Raw genomic sequence first — 25,296 nt, 5'->3', positions numbered from 1 at the left:
CGACGACTCCCGGCCCGGCCAGGACGCGCGCTCGCAGCCCGGTCAGAACGCCGACTCACGGCCCGGGCCGGAACCCGGCTCTCGGCCCGGTCAGGACGACGGTTCGCGGCCCGCGCAGAACGCCACCGTCAGGTCCCGGACCAGCACCTTGCGTTCGTAGTCGTCCAGTTCGACCAGACCGCGCATGGTCAGGCGGGTCACCGTGTCCTCCACCGAGTCGACGACCGAGGTGAGCATGGTGGCCCGCTGCGCCGCGTCCAGGGCGGCGATGCGGCGGCGGTTCATCGCGGCGGCCACCTCCGGGGCGTACTCCATGCGCACCGGCCGTACCGAGAACACCTCCACGCCCACCGGCGCCGCCTCCGACGCCACCAGCCGGGTCAGCGCCTCGCCGGCCGCCTCCGCCGCGCCCGCGCCCCGCGCCCCGCCCGGCATGTCCACCGGGACCCGGGCCAGTGCCGCCTCCACGCACTCGCGCAGATAGGACTCGTGGTCCTCGATGCCGAGCGCGGCCCGCGCGGTGTCCCGTACCCGCCACACCACCAGCACCACCACCCGCAGCGCCACCCCGCTGGAGTCCGCCGCCGGCATGGTCTCGCTGCGCCAGTGCCGCAGCCGTACGTCCACCCGGCGGCGGCGCAGCAGCGGGTTCACCCAGAGCAGGCCGGTGCGCCGTACCGTGCCCCGGTAGCGGCCGAACAGGCCGAGCACCCAGGCCCGGCCGGTTGTGCCCCGGGCCAGCCCGCCGAACCCGGCCAGGCCGAGCGCCCCGGCCCCGGCGTACGCCGCCCACTGCGCCGGTCCGAGGCCCGCGCCCGCGTACGCCGGCAGGTGCAGCGCCTGGGCGGCGAGCGGCGGCAGCACGCCGGCCCACCAGCAGGTGGCCAGGCAGCCGGTCAGCCCGCCGACCCCGGCGAGCACCCCGGCCGCGCCCGGCAGCGCCCGCCCCGGCCGTTCGGTCAGCTCCGGGTCCAGCTGCGGTACGGCGATCCGGCGGGCCGGGGCCGGGCGTCGGAGGCGGGGCTGTTCACCGGTGCCCTGCCGGCGGGCCACCACGGCGGGCCGCAGTGGGACGGCCACCGGGTCGGGGTCGTCGCGGAACAGCAGGTGGACGGGGATCTCGGTGGTCGCCTCGTTCTGGATCAGCCGGGCCGGTCGGGTGGCCGTGGTCTCCGGATGCTCCTCGGACTCGGGCGTGTGTGACGTCGTCGTACTCATGCGTGCTCCAGCCTCCGCGCCAGATGCGTCATGAACGTGGGTGGATGTGAGGGTCCGGTGGGCGGCTCACGAGAACAGCCGGCGCCAGGTCTCCGGTCCGGGGTAGCCGTCGGCCGCGCCGCCGCGCCAGCCCTGGCGGCGCTGGAACGCCTCCACGGCCCGCCGGTCGGCCTCGCTCCAGCGGGGCCTGGGTGCGGTGGCGTAGAACCTGCCGAATCCTTTCTCCACGAGGCGCCGGCCGAGTTGGGTGACGTAGGGGTTCTCCGCGCCCGGGCGGAAGAGGTTGCGGCCGGGATAGCCGGACACGCCGTGCGAGGCGGGCTGCGGGGAGGGGCCGGCCGAACCGGCGACCGCGCCGAAGACCGCCTTCACGCCCGTCACCCCGCGCGCCTTCGCACCCGGCATCGCATGCGCCTTCGTACGCGCCTTCTCCGGGGTCACGCCCTTGTACCGGTAGGGCACGTACTTGTCGGCGTTGCTCCAGTACGAATAGGGGGTGGGCCTACTTCGGGTGTGCGGCGGCGTCTGCTCGTAGACCAGGTAGTAGGTGCGCGTGTAGTCCGTCCAGCCGCCGAAGATCACCACGTGCGAGCCCGATTCCGGGTTGTCGGGGTTGTGGTAGAGCAGGATGTCGCCCGGCTCCAGTTCCTCCTTGGTGATCCGCACCCCGAACTGGTCCAGGCTGCCGGTCCACTCGTTGCCGGGCAGGCCCCAGGCCATGGACACATAACCGGAACAGTCCTGCCGGTACCCGTCGGACCAGTACTCGTCCATGCTGTACGGCACCTGCGCGGCCACCCAGACCTTGGCCCGGTTGATGATCGCAGCGCGGGTGGTGGCCGGGGGCTCGACGTCCCCCGGCGCGGCCGGTTCCGCGCCGCGGCCGTGCAGCGGGGACCTGCGGCCCTGCGGGGTGGCGGGCTCCGGGTGGACGGGGACGGCCCGGGCACCCCGGCCGTCCTGGTGACCGGGAGCATCGGGGGAATCGGGGCCGGAAGGGGACCGGACGGCGGCGGTCGCCGCCGGTGCCGCGCCGAGCGCGGCGGACGTGGCGGCGGCCACGATCACGATCCCCCGGGCCGCCGGGTGGCCGCCGAAGCGGCCCGGCAGCGGGCGGGGACTCACCCGCCGCCGGTGGACGCAGCCGGCGCAGTCGCAGTCGCTCGCCGGGTCGAACTCCTCGAACACCGGAGCGGTCATACGACGTCACTCACCTTCAGGGTGGAAATGTCCGTGATTGTCACGTTGATCAGTTTCACAACTGTGGTCGGGACGCGCATGCTGACGGTCCGAATGATGTACGGCACCCACCCCCAGGGGGTGCACGCCGGTGCGGGTGGTCAGGAGCACCCCGGACCGTCCGGTAGAGTTCTCGATGTCAGCAGGCGCCGCTAGCTCAGTTGGTTAGAGCAGCTGACTCTTAATCAGCGGGTCCGGGGTTCGAGTCCCTGGCGGCGCACGATGACGATGGCGAGGCACGTTCGCGAATCCGCGAACCGGCCTCGCCATCTCTGTTTCCACGCGGCTTCCCCGCACCCCTGAAGGAACGCGGGAATCACGCCCCTGAAAGGGGCGCGGGGAACTGCGCGACCAGCCCCCACCGGCCCGCGGCGAACCAGCGACCCCGAAAAAGGGGGGGTTCCGGGGCCCCCGGGATGCCGTCGAACCAGGGGCCCCGGTTCACTCACAGTCCACGGCCAGTGAGGTACGCCGAGACGACCACGTTGGCCGTGTAGGTGTTCCTGGTCCGGTCGAAGGTGCCGCCGCAGGTCAGGAGGCGGAGTTCGGCGCGGCCGGGCCTGCGGGGGCCGTAGGCCGCGCGGGCGTCGAAGTGGTCGCGGAGCAGCACGCGGACGTCGTCGACGGTGAACTCGGCGACCTTGCCGTCGGCGCGGACCACGCGGATCGTCGCGCCGGCCTTGAGGGTGCTCAGCTTGTAGAAGACGGCGGGCCGGGTCCTGGTGTCCACGTGTCCCACCATCAGAGCGGCGCCGGGGGCGCCGGGGGTCGCTCCGGAGCCGTACCAGCCGACCACGCCCGGCTGATCGTAGGGCGGCGGGTCGAGGGCACCCCGGCTGTCGAGACCCCGGTTCACCACGGGGGCCTGGACGCCGAGTGCGGGGATGTCGATGCGCTGCGGCCGGGCGGCGGACAGCGGCTCGGCCGGGGCCGGCAGGCGCACCTCCTCGGCGGGACGGCCGAGGCCGGCCACGTCACCCGTGACCGGCCCGGCCGTGTGGTGCTCCACGTCGCTCACCCCGCGCCCCCACAGCCACAGCCCGAGCAGCAGGACCGCCCAGGCCAGGCCGGTGAGGAGGCGTGCGGCGCCGGAGGAGCGCCCGGCGTCGTCCGCCACGGTCAGTGGGTGCCGTTGCGCCGGCGCCGGGCGCCGAGCAGTGCGACGGACACGGCGGCGACGGCGGCGAGCACGAGCCCGGTCACGGCCTGACCGGTGCCGGGGCCGGTGCTGCTGGTGTCCACGGTGGCGAAGTAGGCACCGCCACCGCCCGCGTCGACCGGGGCGACGGGGCTCGCGGGCGCGGCGGACGGTGCCGACGGGACGGTCGGTGCGGCCGGGGCGGGCACGGTGGAGTGTCCGGAGTTCCCGCGCGCGGCCTTCGCCACGACGGTGATCTTGCCCTTGATCACGTAGTCGGCGCAGGTGATCTGGACGTCGTAGGCGCCCGGCCGGGCCGTGGAGCGGACCCGGGTGTCGCCGGCAAGCGTGCCCTGGGTGCCGGTGAGCCGCGCGTCGGAGACGAACACGGCCGAGGCGGCGGTGCCCTGCCGGCCCGAGCAGCCGCGCACCTGCAGGGTGACGTCGGCGCCCGGGGCCGGCGAGGCGGGGGTCACGGAGACGTCCCGGCCGGCGTCCGCCGCGTACGCGGCCGGGGTGAGTGCCGCCGCGACCAGGAGCCCGGTACAGAGAGTGAGGCGTAGTGAGCCCATCGTGAACCTCCAGATACCAGGAGGCTCCCCCGGGCGGGGCGCCGCCGCATCCTCGGCGACGCCCGGATTGCTCCACTCGGGTGACGGGTGGTCGGGGGGCGTTTATCCCGTCCGTGGCGACTCAGGCACCTGCCTCGGATCAGGTCTCAGCTCAGGTCTCAGCTCAGGTCTCAAATCAGGTCGACGAGGTCCGCGATGGAGTCGACGACCTGGGACGGCCGGAAGGGGTAGCGGTCGACGTCCTTGGGCTGGGTGACGCCGGTGAGGACCAGGAAGGTCCGCATGCCGGCCTCCAGGCCCGCGAGGACGTCGGTGTCCATGCGGTCGCCGATCATCGCGGAGGTCTCCGAGTGCGCGCCGATCGCGTTCAGCCCGGCCCGCATCATCAGCGGGTTGGGCTTGCCGACGAAGTACGGCTTCTTGCCGGTCGCGGCAGTGATCAGGGCGGCGACCGAGCCGGTGGCGGGCAGGTCGCCCTCGGCGGAGGGGCCGACGTTGTCGGGATTGGTGGCGATGAAGCGGGCGCCGTCGTTGATGAGCCGCACGGCCTTCGTCAGGGCCTCGAAGGAATACGTACGGGTCTCGCCGAGGATCACGAAGTCGGGCTCGTGGTCGGTGAGGATGTAGCCGATGTCGTGCAGCGCGGTGGTCAGGCCGGCCTCGCCGATGACGTAGGCGCTGCCGCCGGGCCGCTGGTCGTCCAGGAACTGGGCGGTGGCCAGGGCCGAGGTCCAGATGTTGTCCACGGGCACGTCGAGACCCATCCGGCGAAGCCGGGCGTGCAGGTCGCGGGCGGTGTAGATGGAATTGTTGGTGAGGACCAGGAAGGGCCGCCCGGAGTCACGGAGCTTCTTCAGGAAGGCGTCGGCGCCGGGGATCGGGACGCCCTCGTGGATCAGGACGCCGTCCATGTCGGTGAGCCACGACTCGACGGGCTTGCGGTCTGCCATGTGCTGTGCGTCTCCTGCGTGCGTAACGGTCAGAGCGGGGGCGCCGGAACCACGGCGTACCGACGCCCCCAGCGTAATCAGGAGACGCTGATCTCGACCCCGGTCGTTCGGCAGGTGAGCGGGTGGGCAGGTGGGCCCGCAGGAGCACTCGTGAGCCCGCGGCGGAGCACACGTGCCGTGAACCCGCACGGGAGCAGACGTGAGCCCGTACGGAGATGTGGTGGCTCAGCGGCGGCCGCGGGCCACGACGAACGCGGTGGCGCCGGCGGCGAGCAGGGCCGCGGTGGCCGCGAGCAGCCCCTCGGCGAGCCCGATCCCCGTGCCGGCCAGCTCCCAGGCCGGCTGACCGGTCTCGTCGGTGGCGCCCGGGGACGGCAGGGCGGGCCGCGCGGAGCCGGTGGAGGTGGAGGAGGGCGGGGCGGAGGCCGTGCTGTCCCCGCCCCCGTCCCCGATGCCGAACGCGTAGTCGTTGGACTCCCCGATCCAGTCGCCGTCGGCACCGCGCCGCTGGACCACGGCGGCGTTGACGGTGACACGGTCGGGTACGGCGTCGGAGGTGACGGAGAACCTGACCCGGACGGAGACGGTCTTGCCGGGGCCGACCGTGAACCCGGCGAACCCCGCGCCGTCGAGCACGCCAACCAGCTCGTCCTCGTCGGTCCGCCGGAACCGGACGTTCCGGGCACGCGAGCCGTCGTAGAAGTCCAGCTTCGGCTGGGACGGCCGGAGCACGTGGTGGTCGTCGACCAGCACGACGACCGGGTGTACGTCGGTGCAGGTCCGGCGCGTGGTGTTGGTGAGGTCGATGTACCAGGTGCCGTAGCCGCCGCCCGCCTCGTACGACGCCGGACCGCCGCGGATGCGGGTGGCCAGCGGGAAGGCGTGGTCGCCGGGCGGGGCACAGGACGGCACGGTGGTGGCGGCGAGGGCCGCGGCGGGGACGCCGGGCAGGACCACGACGGCAGCGGCGACCGCGGCGGTGAGGTGGCGGCGGAGGCGGCCGGAGGGGAGGGAACGGTGAGCGGAGGACACGGACGGCGGCGGGGACAAGGAGACCGACAATCGCATGAACACATGACCATGCCGGGTCGGGGTGGGGCGCCGGGGCCGCCACTCCGGGGACGGGCCCCAAGTCCGCTCGATCAGCGCAGGGCCGACGGTACGGCCGCACGGTCCCGCCGTACCGCCTACGGACGTACGAGGTCGTCGCGTACGCGCTCGAAGGCGGCCGCCGGATCGGCGGCACGAGTGACCGCACGGCCGACCACGACATGGGACGCACCGGCGTCGACGGCGGCCCGCGGGGTGCCGGGGCGGGCGTGCTCGGCCGGGGACTCGCCGGGCAGCGTGACGCCCGGGGTGACGACGAGCGCGCCGGCGCCCAGCGTGCCGCGCAGTGCCGCGACGTCCCGGGGCGAGGCGATGACCCCGTGGCATCCCGCCTCGCGCGCCAGCCCCGCCAGCCGCAGCACCTGTTCGTCGACGGGGCTGCCGACACCGATGTCCGCGAGGTCGCCGTCGGTCATGCTGGTGACGACGGTGAGCGCGAGGATCCGCAGGCCGGGGTAGTCGCGGGCCGCGTCGACGGCGGCCGACATGATGCCCGTACCGCCCATGCCGTGCACGGTCACCATCGACACCCCCAGCTCACCCGCGGCACGCACCGCGCCGGCGACGGAGGTGGGGATCTCGAAGAGCTTGAGATCCAGGAAGACCTCCTTGCCCCGGGCGACGAGCCCCCGCACGACCTCGGGTCCGCCCGCCGTGAGGAGTTCCAGGCCCACCTTGTAGAACCGGCACCCGTCACCGATCCGGTCGACGACACCCTCGGCGGCCGCACGACTGTCGCAGTCCAGGGCGACGATGATCCGGGCGTTCGCATCCACGCGGCCATTGTGCCCGGGGCCGCGGCTGGTGCCCGGGCTGCGGCCTGGCCGGGGCTGCGGCCTGGCCGGAGCTGCGGCCTGGCCGGGGGCCGCCACCCATGCCCAGGGTCACGGCTTGCGCCCGGCGCCACGCTTGCGCCCGGCGCCACGCTTGCGCCCGGCGCCACGCGCCACGGCCCGTGCCGCCACCCATGCCCAGGGCAGCCGCTGGTGATCGTTCCGGGCGGATCCGGCCTGCCCCCGGGCCCCCTCCCTCCCCCCCCAGACGCGGTCGAGGCCGACCCTCGCTCACCCGCAGCCGGCCCACGGCCTCCGCCAGCCGACCTCAGGGCGCCCTCAGCCGTCCTTGATCGCCCCCCCCGGGCGTCCCCTCAGCCGTCCTCCCGGCCGAACACCGGTGCGAGCAGCAGTTGGGCCGCGCCCTCGGCGACGCCCCACTCCCCGCCCGGCGCGACGGCGACCGGTACCGACTCGCGCATGCCTCCCTCGCGCCAGGTGCGGGCGTCAAGGACGCCGGCGACGCCGGTCACGAAGACGTCAGGTGCCGTGGCGACCGTCCGCCCGCCGAGCAGGACGCGGTCGATGTCCAGCAGTCCCACCAGGTTCCCGGCCGCGACCCCCAGCACCCGGGCCGCCTCGACCAGGTCACCGCGGGCCACCGCCGCCAGGCACAGCGCCTCGACGCACCCCCGATCGCCGCACCCGCACAGCGGGCCGTCGAGCTGGATCACCTGGTGGCCGAACTCCCCCGCCCGGTTGCGCGCGCCCCGGTGCACGGCACCGCCGACGGCGAGCCCGGCCCCGAGTCCCGTACCGAGGTGCAGATACGCGAAGGACGAGCCGACCCCCCGTACCGCCAGCCCCAGCGTGGCCGCGTTGGTGTCCTTGTCGACGACGACCGGGACCCCGAGCCGCTCCGTCAGCGCGTCCCGCAGCGGGAACCCGTCCCACTCCGGGAAGCCGGTGACCCGGTGCAGCACGCCCTGGGCGTGATCGAGCGGCCCCGGCAGCGCGACGCCGACCCCGAGCAGCGACCGGACCCCGCCGAACCCGTCTTCCGCCTCTGCCCCCGCCTCTTCCCCGCCGCCCGGCTCCTCAGCGGCAAGTCCGCCAAGCCCTCCCCCTCCCAGCCCTTCGGGGCCCAGCTCTTCGGCGATCAGTGCTGCGACCTCCCGGTGCACCACCCCGAGCACGGTCTGCGAACCGGCCCCCAGGTTCAGCGCGGCGCACCGCCGCCCCACCACCGTCCCGTCCAACTCGACGAGCACCAGACGCAGTTCGTCCCGGTCCAGCTGGACGCCGACCGCGCGCCCTGCCCCGGGCACCAGCCGCAGCACGGTCCTCGGCTTGCCCCCGGTCGACGCCCGGTGCCCGGCCTCCGCCGCCAGGCCCTCCTCGCGCAGCCGTGCGGTGATCTTGCTGACGGCCTGCGGAGTGAGCCCGGTGCGCTCGGCCAGTTCGAGCCGGCTGATCCCCTCCCCGCCGGCCGCCCGCAGCAGCTCCAGCACCAGCGCGGTGTTGTGATGGCGCACCCTCGGCAGGTTCGCCCCGGCGGACCCGCTCCTCGTCCTGTTCACCTGTCCATTGTGCCCCCCGCTTGCACTTTGGCAACAGCGTTGCCAAAGTGGGGCCCATGACTGCCATCCCCCTCCGCGTCGGCCTGGTCGGCTACGGCCTCGCAGGCTCCGTCTTCCACGCCCCGCTGATCGCCGCCACCGAGGGCCTCGCCCTGGACACGGTGGTCACCGCGAACCCCGAGCGACGGAAGCAGGCCCTCGCCGAGTTCCCGGACGTCCGGCTCGCCGCCACGCCCGAGGAGCTGTTCGACCGCGCCGACGAGCTGGACCTGGTCGTCGTCGCCTCCCCGAACAAGACCCACGTCCCGCTGGCCACCGCCTCCCTGGAAGCGGGCCTGCCGGTCGTGGTCGACAAACCGGTCTCCGGGACGGCCGCCGAGGCCCGCGCCCTGGCGGCCCTGGCCGACGACCGGGGCCTGCTCCTCTCCGTCTTCCAGAACCGGCGCTGGGACAACGACTTCCTCACGCTCCGCCGGCTCCTCGCCGAGGGCGCGCTGGGCGACGTATGGCGGTTCGAGTCCCGCTTCGAGCGCTGGCGCCCGCGCCCCAAGGGCGGCTGGCGCGAGTCCGGCGACCCGGCGGAGATCGGCGGCCTCCTCTACGACCTCGGCAGCCACGTCGTCGACCAGGCCCTGCTCCTCTTCGGCCCGGCCGCCCAGGTGTACGCCGAGACGGACATCCGCCGCCCGGGCGCCGAGACCGACGACGACACGTTCATCGCGATCACCCACGCCTCCGGCGTCCGCTCCCACCTCTACGTCTCGGCGACGGCGGCCCAACTCGGCCCCCGCTTCCGGGTACTGGGCTCACAGGCCGGCTACGTCAAGTACGGCCTCGACCCCCAGGAGGCGGCCCTCCGCGAGGGCCTGCGCCCCGAAACCCCCGACTGGGGCACGGAACCCGAGTCCCTCTGGGGCGCCCTGGGCTCCGGAGAGTCCCCCCTCACCAACGGCGGCACCCCGGTCCCCACCACCCCCGGCGACTACCCGGCCTACTACACGGCAGTGGCCCACGCCCTCACGGGCACGGGCCCCAACCCGGTAACGGCCCTGGAGGCGGCGGCAACCCTGGACGTACTGGAGGCGGCCCGCAAGTCAGCAAGCACTGAAGCAACGGTGACTTTGTAGCGCCGGGGCCACACACCCACCCAAGGGGCGCGGGGCTGTATCGAATTGCGGCTCCGCCGCGCGGGCGCGAGAAACCACGACGCACCCGCGCCCGACACACGACCGCAGTTACCCGGCAACCCAGTGGAACGCCTACGCGTTCTTGAGCTCCTGCCGCTGCCGCCCCAACCCCCCGACCTCCAGCTCGACCACATCCCCGCCCCGAAGATAGGGCTTCGGCTCGGGCTGGCCCATAGCCACCCCCGCCGGCGTCCCCGTGTTGATGACGTCCCCGGGATACAGAGTCATGAACTGGCTGACGTACCGCACGACTTCGGCCACGGAGAAGATCTGCTCCGCGGTCGTACCGTCCTGCTTCAGCTCGCCGTTGACCCACAGCTTCAGCGGCAGCCGCTGCGGATCGGGCACCTCGTCCGCGGTGACCAGCCACGGCCCGAGCGGGTTGAACGTCTCGCAGTTCTTGCCCTTGTCCCACGTCCCGCCGCGCTCGATCTGGAACTCCCGCTCGGACACGTCGTGCGCCACGGCGTACCCGGCGACGTGCGCGAGCGCCTCCTCCGCCGACTCCAGGTAGCGGGCCGTACGCCCGATGACGACGGCCAGCTCCACCTCCCAGTCGGTCTTGGTGGACCCGCGCGGCACGAGCACCGTGTCGTTCGGGCCGACGACCGTGTCCGGCGCCTTGAAGAAGATCACCGGCTCGGCGGGCGGCTCGGCCCCGGTCTCGCGGGCGTGGTCGTGGTAGTTGAGCCCGATGCACACGATCTTGCCGATGCGGCCCACCGGCGGCCCGATGCGCAGCCCGGTGGCGTCCAGTACGGGCAGCTCACCGCTCGCGGCGGCGGCCCGTACCCGGTCGAGGGCGGTGTCGTCGGCGAGGAGCGCCCCGTCGATGTCGTAGACCAGCCCGGACAGGTCCCGCAACGTCCCGTCGGCGTCCAGCAGCGCGGGCCGCTCCGCCCCCGCCGTACCGACACGCAGCAGCTTCATGGTCACCATCTCCCTCGATCGCGGGCGCCCGGGCCGATGGGTGCAGCCACCGGTGGACTTGGCCGATCCTCCAATCAGCCGGTCCACCGGGCAAGACCCTGTTCACGTACTGGACCGTAACCCGGCCGGCGCGCTCCCCTGCGGGCACCTACGGGTACAGCACGGCCCGTTCCACCGCGCTCCACGTCGTGCTGGTGACGACGTACAGCGCGGCGGCGAGCGGCACCACCGCCACGGTGACGAGGGTGAAGAAGGACATGAAGGGCATGACCTTGTTGAGGGCCCCGAGCCCCGCCACCGGCGCCGTGCCTGCCGACGCCCCGCCCATCGAGCCTGCGCCCATCGGCGCCCCGCCCACCGGCATCAGGCCGCCGCCGGCGATCCGCCGCCGGGTGCGGACGAAATTGAACGACGCGACGGCCGCGACGAGGGCGAACAGCCCGAGGTAGACCAGCCCGGCCCCGCCGAACGCGCCGCCGGCCCCCAGCGCGTCGGCCCACCGCCCGCCGAGCGGGGCGGCGAACAGCTGGTGCGACAGCAGCCCGTTGGCGTGGCCGCCGATCGTGGTGTTGGAGAACAGGTGGTAGAGGAGGAAGAAGGCCGGGATCTGGAGCAGGCTCGGCAGGCAGCCGGACAGCGGGGACACCTTCTCCTCGGCGTGCAGTTCCATCACCGCCTTCTGCAACCGCTCCGGATTCTTGGCGTGCTTCTCGCGCAGTTCGGCGATCCGGGGCCGCAGTGCGGCCTGGGCGCGCTGGCCGCGGGCGGCGGCCCGGGACAGGGGATGCACGAGCAGTCGTACGAGCGCGGTGAACAGGACGATCGCGGCGGCGGCCGCCGAGGTGTGGAACAGCGGCTGGAGCAGGTCGGCGAGCTGCTCGACCAGGCTGGCGAAAACGGACATGGGTGAGCCCTCCGGGGGGTCTCGTCGTGCCGGGGTCAGGGAGGTGCGTGACGGCATGACGACCCGCGCGGGCCCGTGGTCAGGGAAGACAGGGGATGCTGACGCTCACGTCCGTACGTGCGCTTACGTACGTACGCGTGCGTGCCCTACGCGGTGGTCGCCGGGAGGGCGTGTCCGGGTGCCCTGGGCCGCGGCCGGCCGGAGGCGTCGGGATCGCGTTGGGGCAGGAACGCCGTACGTCGGTCCCGGTCCCTGATGGCCGTACGGACCCGGGTGGGCGGCACGGCGGGGACGCAGCGCGCGGCGATGAGCGCGCAGACGGCGAGCGCGGCCCCGGCCGCCGCGGTGGCGGCGAGGGCGACGGTCGCGGTGAGCGTGCCGGTGTCGAGCAGGGCGAGGTTGAGGAGGACGAGGAAGAGCACGGCGGCGGGACGCACACCGATCCGGCTGCCCACCATGGACTCCCCTCCCCTCTCCTGCCGATGTCTGCTGTGACCCCTGTCGGCCACTCCAGTCACTTATACAGGACGGGTCCGGCTACGCCCGAGGTTCCCCGGACACCAGCTTTCCCCACACCGCCATCCGGTAGCGCGAGGTGAAGTCGGGGGTGCAGGTAGTCAGGGTGATGTAGTGACCGGGCTCGGCGTAGCCGTAGGAGGGCCGGGTGAGGGAGCGGGGGACAGGACGGATGACGCCCGAGTCACGGGGCGACGTCTGCGGCAGGATCCGGTCGACCCGGTACGTGTACGTCGCCGACCGCGTCTCGACCTCCACCGTGTCCCCGCGCCGCAGCCGGGGCAGGTGACGGAACGGCTCCCCGTGCGTGTTCCGGTGCCCCGCGAGAGCGAAGTTGCCCGCCTGGCCGGGCTGCCCGGTGCCGGGATAGTGGCCGACGTATCCCTTGTCGAGGACGTCCCGCTTGCTCACGCCCTCCGCGACCGGCACCCGCAGGCCCAGGCGCGGGACGACGAGGATCGCGTACGCCTGCGAGCGGTGCGGAGGGGTGATGTGTTGCGAGACGTACGAGCCCTGGGGGCGGAGCGGTGCCTTCCCGACGGCCGGCGTCGGCGTGGACGCGGGCGCCGTACCGGTGGAAGGGGAGCCGGAACCGTCACCGCCCCCGGCCCCATCCCCGGCCCACTGCCGCTCCAGTGCCTCCACCTGCCGCTCTGCTCCGCGCCGCGCCTCCCGGTTGGTCCACCACAGCTGGTGCACGACGAGCAGCATCAGCACGACGCCGGCGGTGACCAGCAGCTCGCCCCCGGCCCACAGGGCCTGCCTCCGCCGGGCGCGCCGGCGGCGGTCCTGGTGCCCTACGACTCGTACCCGCGCCCGTACCCGTACCCGGTCTCCTGCCCGTACCCGGTCCCCTGCCCGTACCCGCACGCGCCCACCTCCGCCGCGTCGCCGTGAGGGCCGCCCGCACCGCCCGCACGATAAGGGCAGGGTCTTCAACTCACCAGAGCCGAGGGCCGGCAAGACCCGTCAGGGCAGCGGAAGGGCGTCGGAGTAGGCGTTCACGGGCTTGGCGACCTTCTTGACGGTGTGCGCGTCCAGCGCGACCGGCGCGGACCCGGTGCCCAGCCGCCCGCCCGGGTGCCAGTTCCCGGTGACGGTCACCCAGGTGTCGGCGGGCGGGACCTGGCCGCTGTAGATCCGTACCTTCACCGACTGGGCGTCCGCCGCACAGCAGTTGATGATGATCCGGGTCAGGTCCCAGGAGCCCCCCGCCGGCGCCGGGGTGACGAACCCGGTCATCTCGATGTCGCGCCCCCGGATGGCCTGTCGCCGGTCCTGCCGCACCCGCTCCGTGAAGTGGGAGAGGGTCATGGGCAGCGGCGAGGTGCGCGGCAGCGGACCGAAGTCGTCGTCCTGCGCGACGACCGCCTTCGGCGGCTGCCGGGAGGCGGTGTAGGCACCGAGGGCGGGCGGGGCGTAGAAGAGGAGGCTGAGCGCGGGGAGGAGCAGCAGCCAGGCGACACGGGGAACGCCGGAGTGGTCATGCCCGTGCCCTTCCTCTTGCCGGGCCTGGTCATGGTGCTCCGCGGGCTCTTCTCGCCCTCGCCCCCGGCGATCGAGGACGGCGCTCGCCGCGCCCAGCAGGAGCAGCACCACCCCGGAGGCGATGAGGAGTGGCCGCATGCCTTCCTTGACGTAGCGCAGGCAAACGTCGCTGAAGAGTGAGATGCGCAGCAGGGCCACGCCGGAGAGGACGAGCAGGACCGCCTGCAGGGACCGCTTCACAGCAGGACGCCTCCGATCAGCGCGCTGGACAGGACGGCGACGACGACGGTCGCGGCGGAGAACCGTACGGCGAAGGCCCGCCCGAACGTGCCCGCCTGGAGGGCGATGAGCTTCAGGTCGACCATCGGCCCCACCACCATGAACGCCAGCCGTGCGGCCGGCGAGAACCCGGTGAGGGACGCGGCGAGGAACGCGTCGGCCTCGGAGCAGACGGCGAGCAGGATGGCGAGCGCGGCCAGGAACGCGATGGACAGCCAGGGCGCCCCGGCGAAGGTGTCGAGCACGGACCTCGGTACGGCCACGTTGAAGGTGGCCGCCGCCATGGCGCCGAGGACGAGGAACCCTGCGGTCTGCAGGAAGTCGTGCTGGAAGCCGAGCCGGAACTCCTCCCAGCGGCTGCGCCCGTGCTGGTGTCCGCTGTGCCGTACCGCCGGCCGCAGCCACTTCGCCCGGCCGAAGCAGAGCCACAGCCACCCCATGACGACGGCGGTGAGGAGCGAGGCGGCGAGCCGGGCGAGCACCATCTCCGGATGGCCGGGGAAGGCGATGGCGGTCGCGGTGAGCACGACCGGGTTGACGGCCGGCGCGGACAGCAGGAACGCGAAGGCGGCGGCCGGCGGCACGCCGCGCCCGATCAGGCTGTTCGCCACGGGCACCGAGGCGCACTCGCAGCCGGGCAGCACCACGCCCGCGACTCCGGCGACGGGCACCGCGAGCCCGGCCCGGCGAGGCAACAGCCGGGTGAACACCCGCTCCGGAACGAAGGCGTTGATGGCGCCGGACAGCACCGTGCCGAGCAGCAGGAAGGGTGTGGCCTGCACGGTGATGGCCAGACACACCGTCCGCCAGGCCTGCATCGCGGGGGTGTCCCCCCAACGTCCCAGGACGAAAAGGAGCGTACCGGGCACAACGGCCGCAGTGATCAGCAGCAGCGCCCAGTGCCGGGGCAGTTCGCGCGCCGCACCGCCGGCACCCTCGACGCCACGGTCGAGGGCCGCGCTGCCCGCACCCTCGACACCACTTTCGACGGCCGCACCGCCCACCGCCTCATCCCCCACCCCTGCCGTTGCCCCTGCCCCTGCCGTTGCCCCCACCCCTGCCGTTGCCCCTGCCCCTGCCCCTGCCCCTGCTCCCGCTGCCGCTCCCGCTCCCGCTCCCGCTCCCGCTCCCGCTCCCGGGACGAGCCCACCCGCCGTCTTCCGCATGCCGACTCCACCCGATCGATGCCGGACCGAAGATAGCGGCTGGGGCCCGCGCCCCCGAACGGGCACCCCACGCTCACCCCGTCCCCCCTCCCCTGACCTGCACCGGCCTCACCAATCCGGGCGCCCGGCAGTACGGTGTCACCCATGCGCCCCGACACGCCCGCCGAAAACGTCGACCACACCGCGGAAGCGGCACGCCTGGAGCGGACCGCCGGCCTCTACCCCGAGGACGCCGAGACCCTCCTCCTGCGCGCTGCGGCCCACCTGGAACTGTCCGGCGACCGCCCCGCCGCGACCGCGCTCTACGACCGCCTGCTGCTGTCCGCCGACTCCCTGGACAGCCCGTCCCTGGTCCGCGCCCTGAAGGCGTCCAACCTCTGGGAGTACGGCCACGAGGCCGAGGCCCGGGCGATCATCGACGGCCTGCGCGCCACCACCCCGGCCGACCCGGCGCCCTGGGTGATCATCGCCGAGGCCCTGGAGTCACACGACGAGTTGGAGGCGGCGGAGGAGACGTTCACCCAGGCCGCCCGCCTGCTCCTCCCCGACTCGACGGAACCCCCGTACGCGGCCCACCCCCTCCTCTACGGCCGCCACCGCGTCCGCCGCATGCTGGGCCTGGCCCACGACGACTGGGACACCCTCGCGGACACCCTCCACACGTCCCCGGTCAGCCTGGACGAACTCCACGACCCCAAACGCGTCTGGTCCCTCGGCTCCGAGAACCCGGCGGAACTCCTGGCCGAGATCTCCCGCCTCCGCGCGGAACTGGGCGCCTACCGAGAGGCCCTCTCCCGCCCCTTCCCGGTGGCGGTCCTCCACTGGCCGGCCCCCGAACTCACCGAACTCCTGGCGGCCTACCCGGCCCTCGCCACGGAGTACCCCTCCCACGAGGCCCACCTCTCGACCATAGAGTCCTCCCTCCGCGAACTCGCCACCTCCGGCACCCCCAACCTGGGCATCGTCACAGGCACGGTCCCCTCCTACGAGGCCTTCGCAGCCTCCGAGGGCTCCACCCCGTCCGACCCCACCCTGCTCCCCCAGTACGCGACGACACTGGCGGCCCGCGGACGAGCGGTAGCCTGGCCGCCGCAGCGGGGGGCTGTGTGCTGGTGCGGATCACCGGATAGCTACGAGGTCTGCCACGGGGCGTGACCCGGGCGGGCACCTTACGGCCCGCGCCTCACTGGTCACCCTCTTCCTTCCGGGCCGCCCACTCGTTTCTTCCCCGTGCTGGAGCGGCCCGGGTCTTGGGTGGCCCTGCACTTCTGCGCGTCGCTGTCATACGTTGCGTGTACGGCCAGAAATGAGCACCTCCCCCTGTGCTTGGCCAGCAGGGCGTTCCGGTCCGCACGACCACGCCGGCAGAATGCTTGTGTGCCGGACGCAGTTCCATCATCAGCCGCCGTCTCTGCCCGTATGAGCAAGCAGGGCTCTCGCGACACGGCTCCAGAGATCGCCGTCCGGAGACTCCTGCACGCCGCCGGTCTGCGCTACCGCGTGAACGCGCCGGTTCCCGGCATGGCCCGCCGCACCATCGACATCGTCTTTCCCCGGGTGAAGATCGCCGTCTTCCTGGACGGCTGCTTCTGGCACGGGTGCCCCGAACACGCTACGCATCCGAAATCCAACGCTGAGTGGTGGCGCGCCAAGCTCGACAAGAACATGGCGCGAGACGTGGAGACAACGGAGCACCTGACCGCTACCGGGTGGACGGTGTTGCGCTTCTGGGAGCACGAGCGCCCCGACGATGTCGCACAGCGAATCGCCACATTGGTGATGTTCGTACGCACACGGACCGGGGAGGGCTCGGCCGGCGGACGGATCGCCCTGACAGAATAATGTGGAGACGGTGTAAAGATGAGCCCGTACCGGCTACAACTACATGCTGATGCCATCCAACAGCTGGCAGCGGTTCAGCGGAAATCGTGACAGAACAGTCCAGACCTTGGGCGAGCAGAACGGGGGCGGTCGGGTCCTATGACCGACGAATTCGACGGCATGTACGAGACGTTCAAGGCAGTCCTGGACGCCTTCCCTCCGTCCGAAGCCGTCAAGCGACTGGAACTGCTCGGCGTCAGCCCCGAGATCGTCCAGCAGATCCGTGACCATCACGAGCAGCAGACGATACGCATCAAGGAACTCGAAGAACCGCACGCCGTCGTTCTCGGCAACCGTGACACCTGGTACACCGGTCCTCAGGACAAGGACAAGTGCTGGCCGGCCATCGTCGGACTCTTGCGCAAGGACGGCTGGCCCGAGGAACCCGCCATTCGCCAGCTCGACGACTCCTCGACCCGCGTGGTCTCGCTCCTGAACCATCCCAAGGAGAAGTCGTTCTCCACTCGGGGCCTGGTCGTCGGCTACGTGCAGTCCGGCAAGACCACGAACTTCACCTCTGTCATGGCCAAGGCGGCGGATCGCGGCTACAAGCTCTTCATCGTCCTGGCCGGCATTCACAACGGACTCCGCCGCCAGACCCAGGCACGTCTGATCCAGCAGCTCGTGGAGCCGAACCCGTCCATGTGGTCCCAGTTGACCGGCCTGGACAAGGACTTCACCCCGACCGAGAACCCGGCTGGGTACTTCGGCAAGAGCAACAAGACGCACGTGCTGTGCGTGGTCAAGAAGAACGCCACGGTCCTGCGGAAGCTCGCCCGTTGGCTCAACAAGGCGGCCGACTACCTGCAGGACTGCCCTGCGTTGATCATCGATGACGAGGCCGACCAGGCGACGGTGGCCACGAAGTCCATCAATCCGCTGATCCTCAGCATCATGAGTAGCCTGCCGCGGTCCGCCTACGTGGGATACACGGCGTCGCCCTTCGCCAACCTGCTCATCGATCCGAGCGCCCAGGACCTCTACCCCCGAGACTTCGTTGTGAACCTGCCGAAACCGCAGGGCCACTTCGGAACAGAGGTTTTGTTCGGTCGCTACGCACTGGACGGCGAGGACCCCGAGCAGGTTGACGACGGATACGACATGATCCGTTCGGTCCCCGACGACGACGTGCCGTGCGTCCGCCCTGCCACCAAGGCCGACATCGAGGGCTTCGAGCCCGTCGTCACCGACGCCCTCCGTAGGGCCGTCGAATACTTCTGGCTCGTCACGGCGGCTCGCCGGGTACGCCGCAGTGGGAATCCGCACAGCACGATGCTCATACACACCAGCGTCAATACGTCCGTGCATAACAGCTTCAAGCGCCCGTTGCGACGCCTGCTGGACGAGGCGGCACAGTCCCTCGCCGACGTGGCGTTCCTCTCTCGGCTTCGGGGCATCTGGGACGAGGAGACCAAACGCGTCCCCGCCGACGAGTTCGGTGAGGAGAAGATGGCGTTCGAAGCGTTGGTCGGGGAGTTGCCCGGCGTACTCCGTAGCTGTCGCGTCATCATGGACAACTCCAGCAGCGAGGACCGTCTCGACTACGAGAACGGGCCTGTTGTGGCAATAGCGGTAGGGGGCAACACTCTCTCCCGCGGTCTCACCCTCGAAGGTCTGTCGGTCAGCTACTTCGTGCGAGCTGTCTCCGCCTACGACACACTGTTGCAGATGGGTAGGTGGTTCGGTTTCAGAAACGGCTATGCCGATCTGCCGCGTATCTGGATGACCGACGAACTGGCCGACTGGTTCCGGCATCTCGCCACGGTAGAGACCGAGATGCGCCGCGACATCGACATCTACATGACCGAAGCAGAAACCCCGCTGACCTTCGCCGTTCGTCTCCGCACGCACCCGGCACTACGGGTCACCGCGGCAGCCAAGATGCGCGACGCCGTCACGGCGGCTTCCTCCTACGGCGGCAAGCGGGTTCAGACGCACTACTTCCGCACGGATGCCGAGTGGCTCAGGAGCAACATCAACGCGGCACGCAATCTGGTGGACGCTTCCGTGGCGAATTGCGTCCGGATCGAGGACCGGTCGGCCGAAGGGCGTTACGTTTTCCGTGACGTCCCCCATGACGTCGTGACTGACTTCTTGAGCCTCTACAAGTTCCACGAAAAGTCGCCCGAGAATGACGCCGACCTCATCACTGACTACATTCGCAAGCGAGTTACGGCAGCTGGCTCCCTGCGCCGGTGGAACGTGGCACTGGTCGGAAACCCCCAGGGAGAGCCGTTCGACTTCGCTCCGGGTGTCCGTGTCGGTCGGAACATGCGTGCTCGTCTCACCACGGGCGGTACCGACCCTCACTTCGCCGACATCAAGACCCTGATGAGTCGTCGGGACGCAGCCGTGGACCTGGACGAAGACACCGCGAAACTGACGGAAAAGGGGATCATGGACAAGCGCCGTGAACTCCTCCCGGACACCGGACTGCTCGTTCTCTACCCGATCGACAAGGTCTCCGCGCCGAGTCCGGCGAAGAAGCTCCGTGCCCCCCTGAACGCCGAGGAGCACGTGATGGGTGTCGGGCTCGTCTTCCCCGAGCCGCGTGCAGGGGACAGCACGGTGGAAAAGTACATCTCCGCCGACCTCTCCGGGGTGAGCATCGAGGACGAGGACTACAGCCTGCTCGTCGAAGGCGAAGACTCGTGAGCGAGGACGCCGTCAGGGAACTGCTCGAGGAGCACTGGGCGGCGCTGGAGGTCGAGCAGCCAACCGGCGCACGCCGCATGCGCGTGGCACAACTCCCCACGGCGACCGCGCAGGGCCGGCTGATCGCAGGGATGGATCACGAAGGAATCCGTCACATCCTGATACCGGTGCACTCGCACCGGAAGATACGAACCGGTCTCGACGGCCCAGTGCTCCGACTGATCAAACGCCCGTTGGAGGACGCCGAGACCTACCAGACGTACGCCGACCTCTCCTGCCTCCGCACAGATCTGAATGACTTGTTCACCGGGTTGTGCGTTGACGTGTTGAGGGCGGTCGCGGCGCTGCCCGAGAACCCGGTCAAGGCGCTGTACAGAGTGCTGGACCGTTGGAAGGCTCTCTTCCAGTCGCAGCACACCGCGCTCGGACCCGAACAGATCGCGGGCCTGTTCGGTGAACTACTCGTGCTGAGTCGACTCCTGGAACGCGACTCCAGCGCGCATCGTCTCTGGCGAGGACCCGAGGGGCACCACCATGACTTCCTGGGCGGAGCGGACGCCATCGAGGTCAAGACAAGTTCTGTGGGCGGAAGCAGAACCGCCAGGATCCACGGTCTCGACCAGTTGGACGCTCCGCCGGGCGGTGCCCTGTTCCTTGCATGGTTCCGATTGGATCCGTCTCCACGAAGCGGTCCCGGGCTCGGGTTCCTGGAGTTGATTGAGCGGGCTCTCCGTCTTTGCGACGACGAGAGCGCCCTCAGCGGCATGTTGGCCGCGACGGGCTACCTGGCGACGGACGCCGACAAGTACCAGAACGTTCGCTTTGCGATCGGTGAGGAGAGGTGGTATCGCGTGACGTCCGACTTCCCCCGCCTGACCACCCGCGCCCTTCTCGAAGCAGGCGTACCGATTTCCGTGCAGGACGTGGAGTACACGATCGACCTCCCCAAGGACCCACCGGCTTCCCTTCCCCAGGACGGCGTGGTCGAGGTCCTCGACCGAATGATCAGGGAGTCCGTGTGACCAGCCCGCAGTGGTTCTCCCAGCAGTACCCGCCGGAAGGCGCGAGTGCCGCCGAAGGCATCCGCAACCAGCTGGGCCGTCCGGAGTTGGATCTGCTCACCATCCTGGTGCGCGAATCCGCCCAGAACAGTTGGGACGCCCGGCTCCCTGATTCCACGGTGCCGGTCGACTACCGCATCGACATGTGGGCCGTCGGCCCCGCTCACACCGGGGCGTGGCGGGAACTTCTGCTCGCCGGTGCTCCCGGCGGAGACAATTTCCCCTTGCGCGACTCGCTCAGGCACAGCACGATCCGAGTTCTGGCGGTGTCCGATCGCGGTACCCGGGGCCTCGGAGGGCCAACGCGCGCAGACCATGCTGTGGGTCCCGACCGCGATTTCGTGTCTTTCATCCGCAACATCGGCGAACCGCGCGAAACGGCGCTGGGGGGCGGTACCTACGGCTTCGGCAAGGGCATCTTCTACCTGCTGTCCCAGCCGGGAACGATCCTGGTCCATTCGCGGTGCCGCACTCCGGGGGGTTCGTACGAGACCCGTCTCATCGGCTGTGCGCTGTGGAAGAGTTACGCGGTGAGCGAGGCCGATGGTCCGTGTCGATACACAGGCCGGCACTGGTGGGGCGATACTTCCGGCTCCGTCGTCGAACCTTTCGTGGGTGAAGAGGCCGAGAAAGTCGCGCAACGCCTCGGCCTCAAATCGTTCGGGGCGCACGAGACCGGGACCACCGTCCTCGTCGTCGACCCCCACCTCGACGACCTCGAAGCACCAGCGGCGGCCGACTACCTGGGCGAGACTATCGCCTGGCACCTGTGGCCCAAGATGATTTCCGCGGCCGGCGAGGCACCGTCCATGCGCTTCTCCGTGACCTGCGACGGAGTTGAGCATCCTGTCCCGGACCCCCGTGGCACGCGTCCACTCAACATGTTCGTCGCGGCGTACGAGGAGATGGCGGGTCCCGACGGACGTGACCTCGACTGCCACCGGCCCAAGCGGCACTTGGGGCGCTTGGGGCTTGTGAAGCGCATCATGCCCGCTCTCGAACCGACACGCGCGTCACTCATGCTGGACATCGACGACCTGATCCACCACGTCTGTCTGATGCGTCCGGCAGAACTCGTCGTCACCTATCACGCAGGGCCCAAGCCACCCAGCGCGAACCAGGGCTACGCCGGGGTCTTCCGTGCCGCCGAGACAATGGACGACGTCTACGCCAAGGCGGAACCACCCACTCACGACGCCTGGAATCCCCAATCCCTCGAACGGCCCGAGAGTACCTACGTACAGACAACGTTCCGACGCATCAGCGAAGCGCTGGACAATTTGTTGTCTCTCAACGGCGTGGCTCGCGCGGGGGCGAGCAGTGTGGCGCTCGGTGCAGCGAGTTCTATGTTCTCGGGTCTCGTAGGCGGTGCCTGGGGCATCGGTGGTGCCACGGCCTATTCCAAACCCGGGAGCACCGCGAGGCCCGGTGCCAAGGCGGACACCAATGAACCAACGGGTGTTCGGAACCGAGATCGTACAGACCGCGCTTCTCGGCCGCTCGAGTCACCGGTCACCGGCTCCGGGACGAACGGTGCGGACGGCCCTCCGTTCACGAGTGGTTCGGACGCTGTCGCCACGGGCGTCCGCCGGCTCCGGGTGCAGTACCTCGGCGATCCCTACTTCGACGACCGCGGGAGCGACTCCGTCCTGGTTCAGGAATTCCGACTTCCCGTGCCGGGACCACAGCGCGTGCGCATCGACCTCGCCGTCACGCTTCCCGGAACCGGTGGGCGTGAGACCGATCCGCCCATCGGCGCCGGCATGCCCGAGCTGATCGGTTGGGAGGACGGCGTCGGGAACCTCTTCGTGTCGGACCCGCAGGAACTCGTGGGCGGCGAAACGGTCTGGCGTGCGGTCGTGCGTCCGGCGCCGGACACCATGACAGAGATCGGGATCAAGGTCGAGGCGGTGAAGACCCCGTGACTCGGCGCGTCCTTCCCTATCGTGTCCCCACGGACGACGTCGTCGTAGCCGAGCCGTGGTGTCTGGTCGTCGAGGAAGGCGAGGTAGCTCTCCCGGAGGCGTTGCCGGACTGGGACTACCAAATGGACCTGCGGCTGCGCAGAACGGTGCGCATCGACGTGGAGAGGGTTCGCCGACAGTCCGGCCTTCCGGCGGATGCCCCGCTCCTGCTCTCTACGGTGTGGACCGCCACCGGGTCCAACCTGAGCGGCCCCGCGCAGCACGTGCGTCTCGCCGCGGGCGGTGACGACACGGCGGAGTTCGACATCCTGCTCCGCGGCACCGGCCTCGGGGGTCTGCTCCTCCTGGACACCGCACTGGTTCTCGCCGAGCGGAGGAGCAATGCTCGGCCTTCGTCTCCACGGCGCGCAGGTTCCATCCTGTGGAGTGACCGAGTGGAGCTACGCCTTCAGGGCGATGCCCCCCAGTTCCCGATGGCGGTGATCGACTTCGCGCGGACGTCGTTCCCCGAGAACGCCGCATGGCATCTTCAGATCAGCGGAGGTCTCGAACACGCCACGATGGGCGCGCTGCTTCTCCTCGTCAACGAGCAGAACACCGTCACCGCCACCGCCCTGCAAAACGCGGCAAGGCCCCGGCCCATCGATCGCGTGGTGCTGTCCGCCGTCTACGCGGACGCCGCCCGAACCATGATCGAGCATGCCCTGACACACGACGACTTCGTCGAGGACGCCGACTTCCCGGACGGCTCCCTGGGAGCGACTCTGCTCAGTCTGTTCGACCAACTCTTTCCGGGACAGTCGATCACCGACGTACGCCTTCGCCACAGGCAATCGCCCGCCTTGTTCGCATCCGACCTGCAAGCGGCTGTAAAGATCTTCGAGGTTCCGTGATGAGCTTCCTCTATCCTCGCCTGCTCGCGGAGCAGGCCAAGCCGCTCTTCGAGGAGTACAGACGGCTCCCGATCGGTGAACTGTCTCGCCGCGTCGCCCTCAGCCATGACTCCGCGGTCTACGTGGCCACCGGTGGTGACCGTATCGCCGCTGCTCAGCTCCGCGAGCTGCGGGAAGGCGTGCTGGACCTGGCAAAGCAGGCCGGGTTCCCCGACGACTCCGACCGAGGGCGCAACGCGGAGTTCGATCTACGGTTGGCCGCCCTGCTGCACGCCGAGATGGGCATGGTGCCCGCAGAAGCCGCGTCCCGGGACGTGTGGGCCTTCCTCGCACTGGTTCTCCTCCCCGACGTGGCGTTCTGGCGCTACCCGCAGCCACCCGGGGATCGCGTTCTCGGGACCGACCTCACCCGTCACGTCTTCGGCCGGTTGTGGTGGCGTGCGCAGCTCGTTCGTTCGCCCGACGATTCAGAACCGTACGCAGCTCTCGAGATTCTTGGCGAGGCCGCGTTCGACCAGATCTATGCTCGCCGCGCCGCACTCGGCGGGAGTCCCCACCTCGTCCGCGCGATTCTGCGTGTCTGGAAGGACCTGGATCTCGCCGGTCTGCATGAACGCGACACCCTTCGCGATTTCCTCAAACGACTTCTTCGCCTGGCGCCTTTCGTTCTGTTCGACGGTATCGAGGAGCGGGCGCTGGACGAGGAGTTGCGCTCGGTCGCCCAAGAATGCGTGGACGCTCAGCGCCTCCGCTCGTCACCGCCGGAAGCCGCCTCGAAGGTGCCCGCAGAGCCGAGGCCCGTCAGGGCCCCTTCTCCTGTCTCCACAGAGCAGAGCCAGCCAAATGCAAGCGCTCCACCAGCGGGCACCCACACCGGGCGTTTCAGCTCTCTGGAGATCTGCGCCGGCGCGGGAGCTCAGGCCCTGGGACTCGAACGAGCCGGTTTCGACCCGGTGGTGCTCATCGACAGCAAGGCCGATGCCTGTTTCACAATCGACCTCAATCGTCCGGGGTGGGACGTCATCTGTATGGACGTGGTCCAGTTCCGACCGAACCTGCGTCCCGATGTGTCGGGTGTCGATCTCGTCAGCGGTGGCTTGCCACGCGTGAAATCTCTGGCGACGGTCGGTCGTACGGAGGACACCGATGAACGTCGAGTTCTGCGTGCGGCAGTGACCTTGGCATGTGAAATCAAGCCGAAGGCAGTCTTGTTCGAGAACGTTCCCGATCTCGTAGCAGGCACTGAATTTCAAGCCGATCGCGCCTGGATAGAAAGGGAACTGGGTCAGGTTGGCCTGCGCTCGACTTGGAAGGTCCTCAATGCCGGAGACTTCAGCGTGCCCCAGAACCGAAAGAGTGGATTTCTGGTAGCACTCCGGGAACCCTATTTCTCCCGGTTCTCGTGGCCCGAGCCGAGCGGATCGCCGGCTCCCACCGTGGGGCAGGTGCTCGGGCCCTCCATGCTCGCGGACGGCTGGCCGGGCGCCCCCCGTTGGATCGAGAGGGCCGATCGGCTCGCTCCCGCGCTTGTCGGTGGCTCGGACCGGCGCGGCGGAGCCGACCTCGGGCCCACGGGGAGCAAGAGGGCCTGGGCCGCACTCGGGGTCAACGGCACCAGCCTCGGCGACAGCCCGCCGGGGCCGGACTTCCCCGTCGACGAGGACCCCAGGCTGACCGTCGAACAAGCGGCTCTGATCCAGGCCTTCCCCACTACGTGGAGGTTCTCGGGTGGCAAGACGTCCAGGTATCGTCAAGTCGGCCATGCCATGCCACCACCGCTGGCCACTGCCGTCGGCCTGGCCATCGCAACCGCGCTCCGAGGCTAAGATCG

22 protein-coding genes and 1 tRNA gene are annotated in these 25,296 nt (G+C 70.7%); 9 read left to right on the top strand and 14 right to left on the bottom strand.

Annotated elements, in window-relative coordinates:
* Positions 1 to 90: 90 nt before the first annotated feature.
* Positions 91 to 1,218, bottom strand: a complete 1,128-nt coding sequence (locus DBP14_RS22605) for an SPFH domain-containing protein (protein WP_129308973.1) — start codon at positions 1,216 to 1,218, stop codon at positions 91 to 93.
* Positions 1,219 to 1,284: 66 nt separating this feature from the next.
* Entirely contained in the window at positions 1,285 to 2,418 is a 1,134-nt protein-coding gene (locus DBP14_RS22600; RefSeq protein WP_129308972.1) for a peptidoglycan-binding protein, read from the bottom strand.
* Positions 2,419 to 2,603: 185 nt separating this feature from the next.
* Here DBP14_RS22600 and DBP14_RS22595 point away from each other — a divergent pair.
* Positions 2,604 to 2,677, top strand: a tRNA-Lys gene (locus tag DBP14_RS22595).
* Positions 2,678 to 2,902: 225 nt separating this feature from the next.
* Here the strand turns inward: DBP14_RS22595 and DBP14_RS22590 are convergent.
* From DBP14_RS22590 to DBP14_RS22565, 6 genes are all read right to left on the bottom strand, one after another.
* Entirely contained in the window at positions 2,903 to 3,574 is a 672-nt protein-coding gene (locus tag DBP14_RS22590; RefSeq protein WP_129308971.1) for a class F sortase, read from the bottom strand.
* A 2-nt stretch (positions 3,575 to 3,576) separates the two neighbouring features.
* On the bottom strand, positions 3,577 to 4,167 hold the full coding sequence (locus tag DBP14_RS22585; RefSeq protein WP_129308970.1) for a hypothetical protein: 591 nt from the start codon (positions 4,165 to 4,167) through the stop codon (positions 3,577 to 3,579).
* A 170-nt stretch (positions 4,168 to 4,337) separates the two neighbouring features.
* Positions 4,338 to 5,117, bottom strand: a complete 780-nt coding sequence (locus DBP14_RS22580) for an HAD-IIA family hydrolase (protein ID WP_129308969.1) — start codon at positions 5,115 to 5,117, stop codon at positions 4,338 to 4,340.
* Positions 5,118 to 5,342: 225 nt separating this feature from the next.
* Positions 5,343 to 6,185, bottom strand: a complete 843-nt coding sequence (locus tag DBP14_RS22575; RefSeq protein WP_241741004.1) for a hypothetical protein — start codon at positions 6,183 to 6,185, stop codon at positions 5,343 to 5,345.
* A 119-nt stretch (positions 6,186 to 6,304) separates the two neighbouring features.
* A complete protein-coding gene (pyrF, locus tag DBP14_RS22570) occupies positions 6,305 to 7,003 on the bottom strand; it encodes an orotidine-5'-phosphate decarboxylase (protein WP_129308968.1) in 699 nt (232 codons plus the stop codon).
* Between the two features lie 371 nt (positions 7,004 to 7,374).
* The gene (locus tag DBP14_RS22565; RefSeq protein ID WP_129308967.1) at positions 7,375 to 8,580 is read right to left on the bottom strand and encodes an ROK family transcriptional regulator; all 1,206 of its coding nucleotides are present in this window, start codon (positions 8,578 to 8,580) and stop codon (positions 7,375 to 7,377) included.
* Between the two features lie 56 nt (positions 8,581 to 8,636).
* On the opposite strand from DBP14_RS22565, the gene DBP14_RS22560 reads away from it, so the two are divergent.
* The gene (locus DBP14_RS22560; protein WP_129308966.1) at positions 8,637 to 9,707 is read left to right on the top strand and encodes a Gfo/Idh/MocA family oxidoreductase; all 1,071 of its coding nucleotides are present in this window, start codon (positions 8,637 to 8,639) and stop codon (positions 9,705 to 9,707) included.
* Between the two features lie 132 nt (positions 9,708 to 9,839).
* Here DBP14_RS22560 and DBP14_RS22555 read toward each other — a convergent pair whose 3' ends face one another.
* The 6 genes from DBP14_RS22555 to DBP14_RS22530 form a co-directional block, all read right to left on the bottom strand.
* A complete protein-coding gene (locus DBP14_RS22555; protein ID WP_129308965.1) occupies positions 9,840 to 10,697 on the bottom strand; it encodes a fumarylacetoacetate hydrolase family protein in 858 nt (285 codons plus the stop codon).
* Between the two features lie 148 nt (positions 10,698 to 10,845).
* The gene (locus DBP14_RS22550; RefSeq protein WP_129308964.1) at positions 10,846 to 11,601 is read right to left on the bottom strand and encodes a YidC/Oxa1 family membrane protein insertase; all 756 of its coding nucleotides are present in this window, start codon (positions 11,599 to 11,601) and stop codon (positions 10,846 to 10,848) included.
* A gap of 146 nt (positions 11,602 to 11,747) precedes the next feature.
* Positions 11,748 to 12,059 carry a DUF6412 domain-containing protein gene (locus tag DBP14_RS22545; protein ID WP_129308963.1) on the bottom strand — a complete coding sequence of 104 codons (312 nt, stop codon included), beginning with the start codon at positions 12,057 to 12,059 and terminating at the stop codon, positions 11,748 to 11,750.
* 79 nt (positions 12,060 to 12,138) lie between these two features.
* Positions 12,139 to 12,987, bottom strand: coding sequence for a class E sortase (locus tag DBP14_RS22540; protein ID WP_129308962.1), 849 nt, complete (start codon positions 12,985 to 12,987; stop codon positions 12,139 to 12,141).
* Between the two features lie 99 nt (positions 12,988 to 13,086).
* On the bottom strand, positions 13,087 to 13,845 hold the full coding sequence (locus DBP14_RS22535; RefSeq protein ID WP_129308961.1) for a TIGR03943 family protein: 759 nt from the start codon (positions 13,843 to 13,845) through the stop codon (positions 13,087 to 13,089).
* Complete coding sequence (locus DBP14_RS22530; RefSeq protein ID WP_241741274.1) at positions 13,842 to 14,795, bottom strand: permease; 954 nt, start codon at positions 14,793 to 14,795, stop codon at positions 13,842 to 13,844. Before DBP14_RS22530 ends, DBP14_RS22535 begins: the two co-directional genes overlap by 4 nt.
* Before the next feature lie 399 nt (positions 14,796 to 15,194).
* Here DBP14_RS22530 and DBP14_RS22525 point away from each other — a divergent pair, with 399 nt between their 5' ends.
* The 7 genes from DBP14_RS22525 (at position 15,195) to DBP14_RS37465 (ending at position 25,291) form a co-directional block, all read left to right on the top strand.
* Positions 15,195 to 16,205 carry a hypothetical protein gene (locus tag DBP14_RS22525; protein ID WP_129308959.1) on the top strand — a complete coding sequence of 337 codons (1,011 nt, stop codon included), beginning with the start codon at positions 15,195 to 15,197 and terminating at the stop codon, positions 16,203 to 16,205.
* A 222-nt stretch (positions 16,206 to 16,427) separates the two neighbouring features.
* Positions 16,428 to 16,892, top strand: coding sequence for a very short patch repair endonuclease (locus DBP14_RS22520; protein WP_277752725.1), 465 nt, complete (start codon positions 16,428 to 16,430; stop codon positions 16,890 to 16,892).
* A 138-nt stretch (positions 16,893 to 17,030) separates the two neighbouring features.
* Complete coding sequence (locus DBP14_RS22515) at positions 17,031 to 19,586, top strand: Z1 domain-containing protein (RefSeq protein ID WP_129308957.1); 2,556 nt, start codon at positions 17,031 to 17,033, stop codon at positions 19,584 to 19,586.
* Positions 19,583 to 20,608 (top strand): PD-(D/E)XK motif protein, encoded by a 1,026-nt coding sequence (locus DBP14_RS22510; protein WP_129308956.1) that lies wholly within the window; start codon positions 19,583 to 19,585, stop codon positions 20,606 to 20,608. The genes DBP14_RS22515 and DBP14_RS22510 overlap by 4 nt, the downstream gene beginning before the upstream one ends.
* A complete protein-coding gene (locus DBP14_RS22505; RefSeq protein WP_129308955.1) occupies positions 20,605 to 22,572 on the top strand; it encodes a hypothetical protein in 1,968 nt (655 codons plus the stop codon). Before DBP14_RS22510 ends, DBP14_RS22505 begins: the two co-directional genes overlap by 4 nt.
* Complete coding sequence (locus DBP14_RS36425) at positions 22,569 to 23,465, top strand: hypothetical protein (RefSeq protein ID WP_206739323.1); 897 nt, start codon at positions 22,569 to 22,571, stop codon at positions 23,463 to 23,465. Before DBP14_RS22505 ends, DBP14_RS36425 begins: the two co-directional genes overlap by 4 nt.
* A complete protein-coding gene (locus tag DBP14_RS37465) occupies positions 23,465 to 25,291 on the top strand; it encodes a DUF6339 family protein (RefSeq protein ID WP_347239661.1) in 1,827 nt (608 codons plus the stop codon). Before DBP14_RS36425 ends, DBP14_RS37465 begins: the two co-directional genes overlap by 1 nt.
* Positions 25,292 to 25,296 lie beyond the last annotated feature (5 nt).

Origin of the sequence: Streptomyces sp. L2 (genome assembly GCF_004124325.1) — a bacterium.
Lineage (GTDB): Bacteria > Actinomycetota > Actinomycetes > Streptomycetales > Streptomycetaceae > Streptomyces.
Note: the sequence above shows the minus strand (reverse complement) of the source record. Positions and strands in the feature narration are given on the sequence as shown.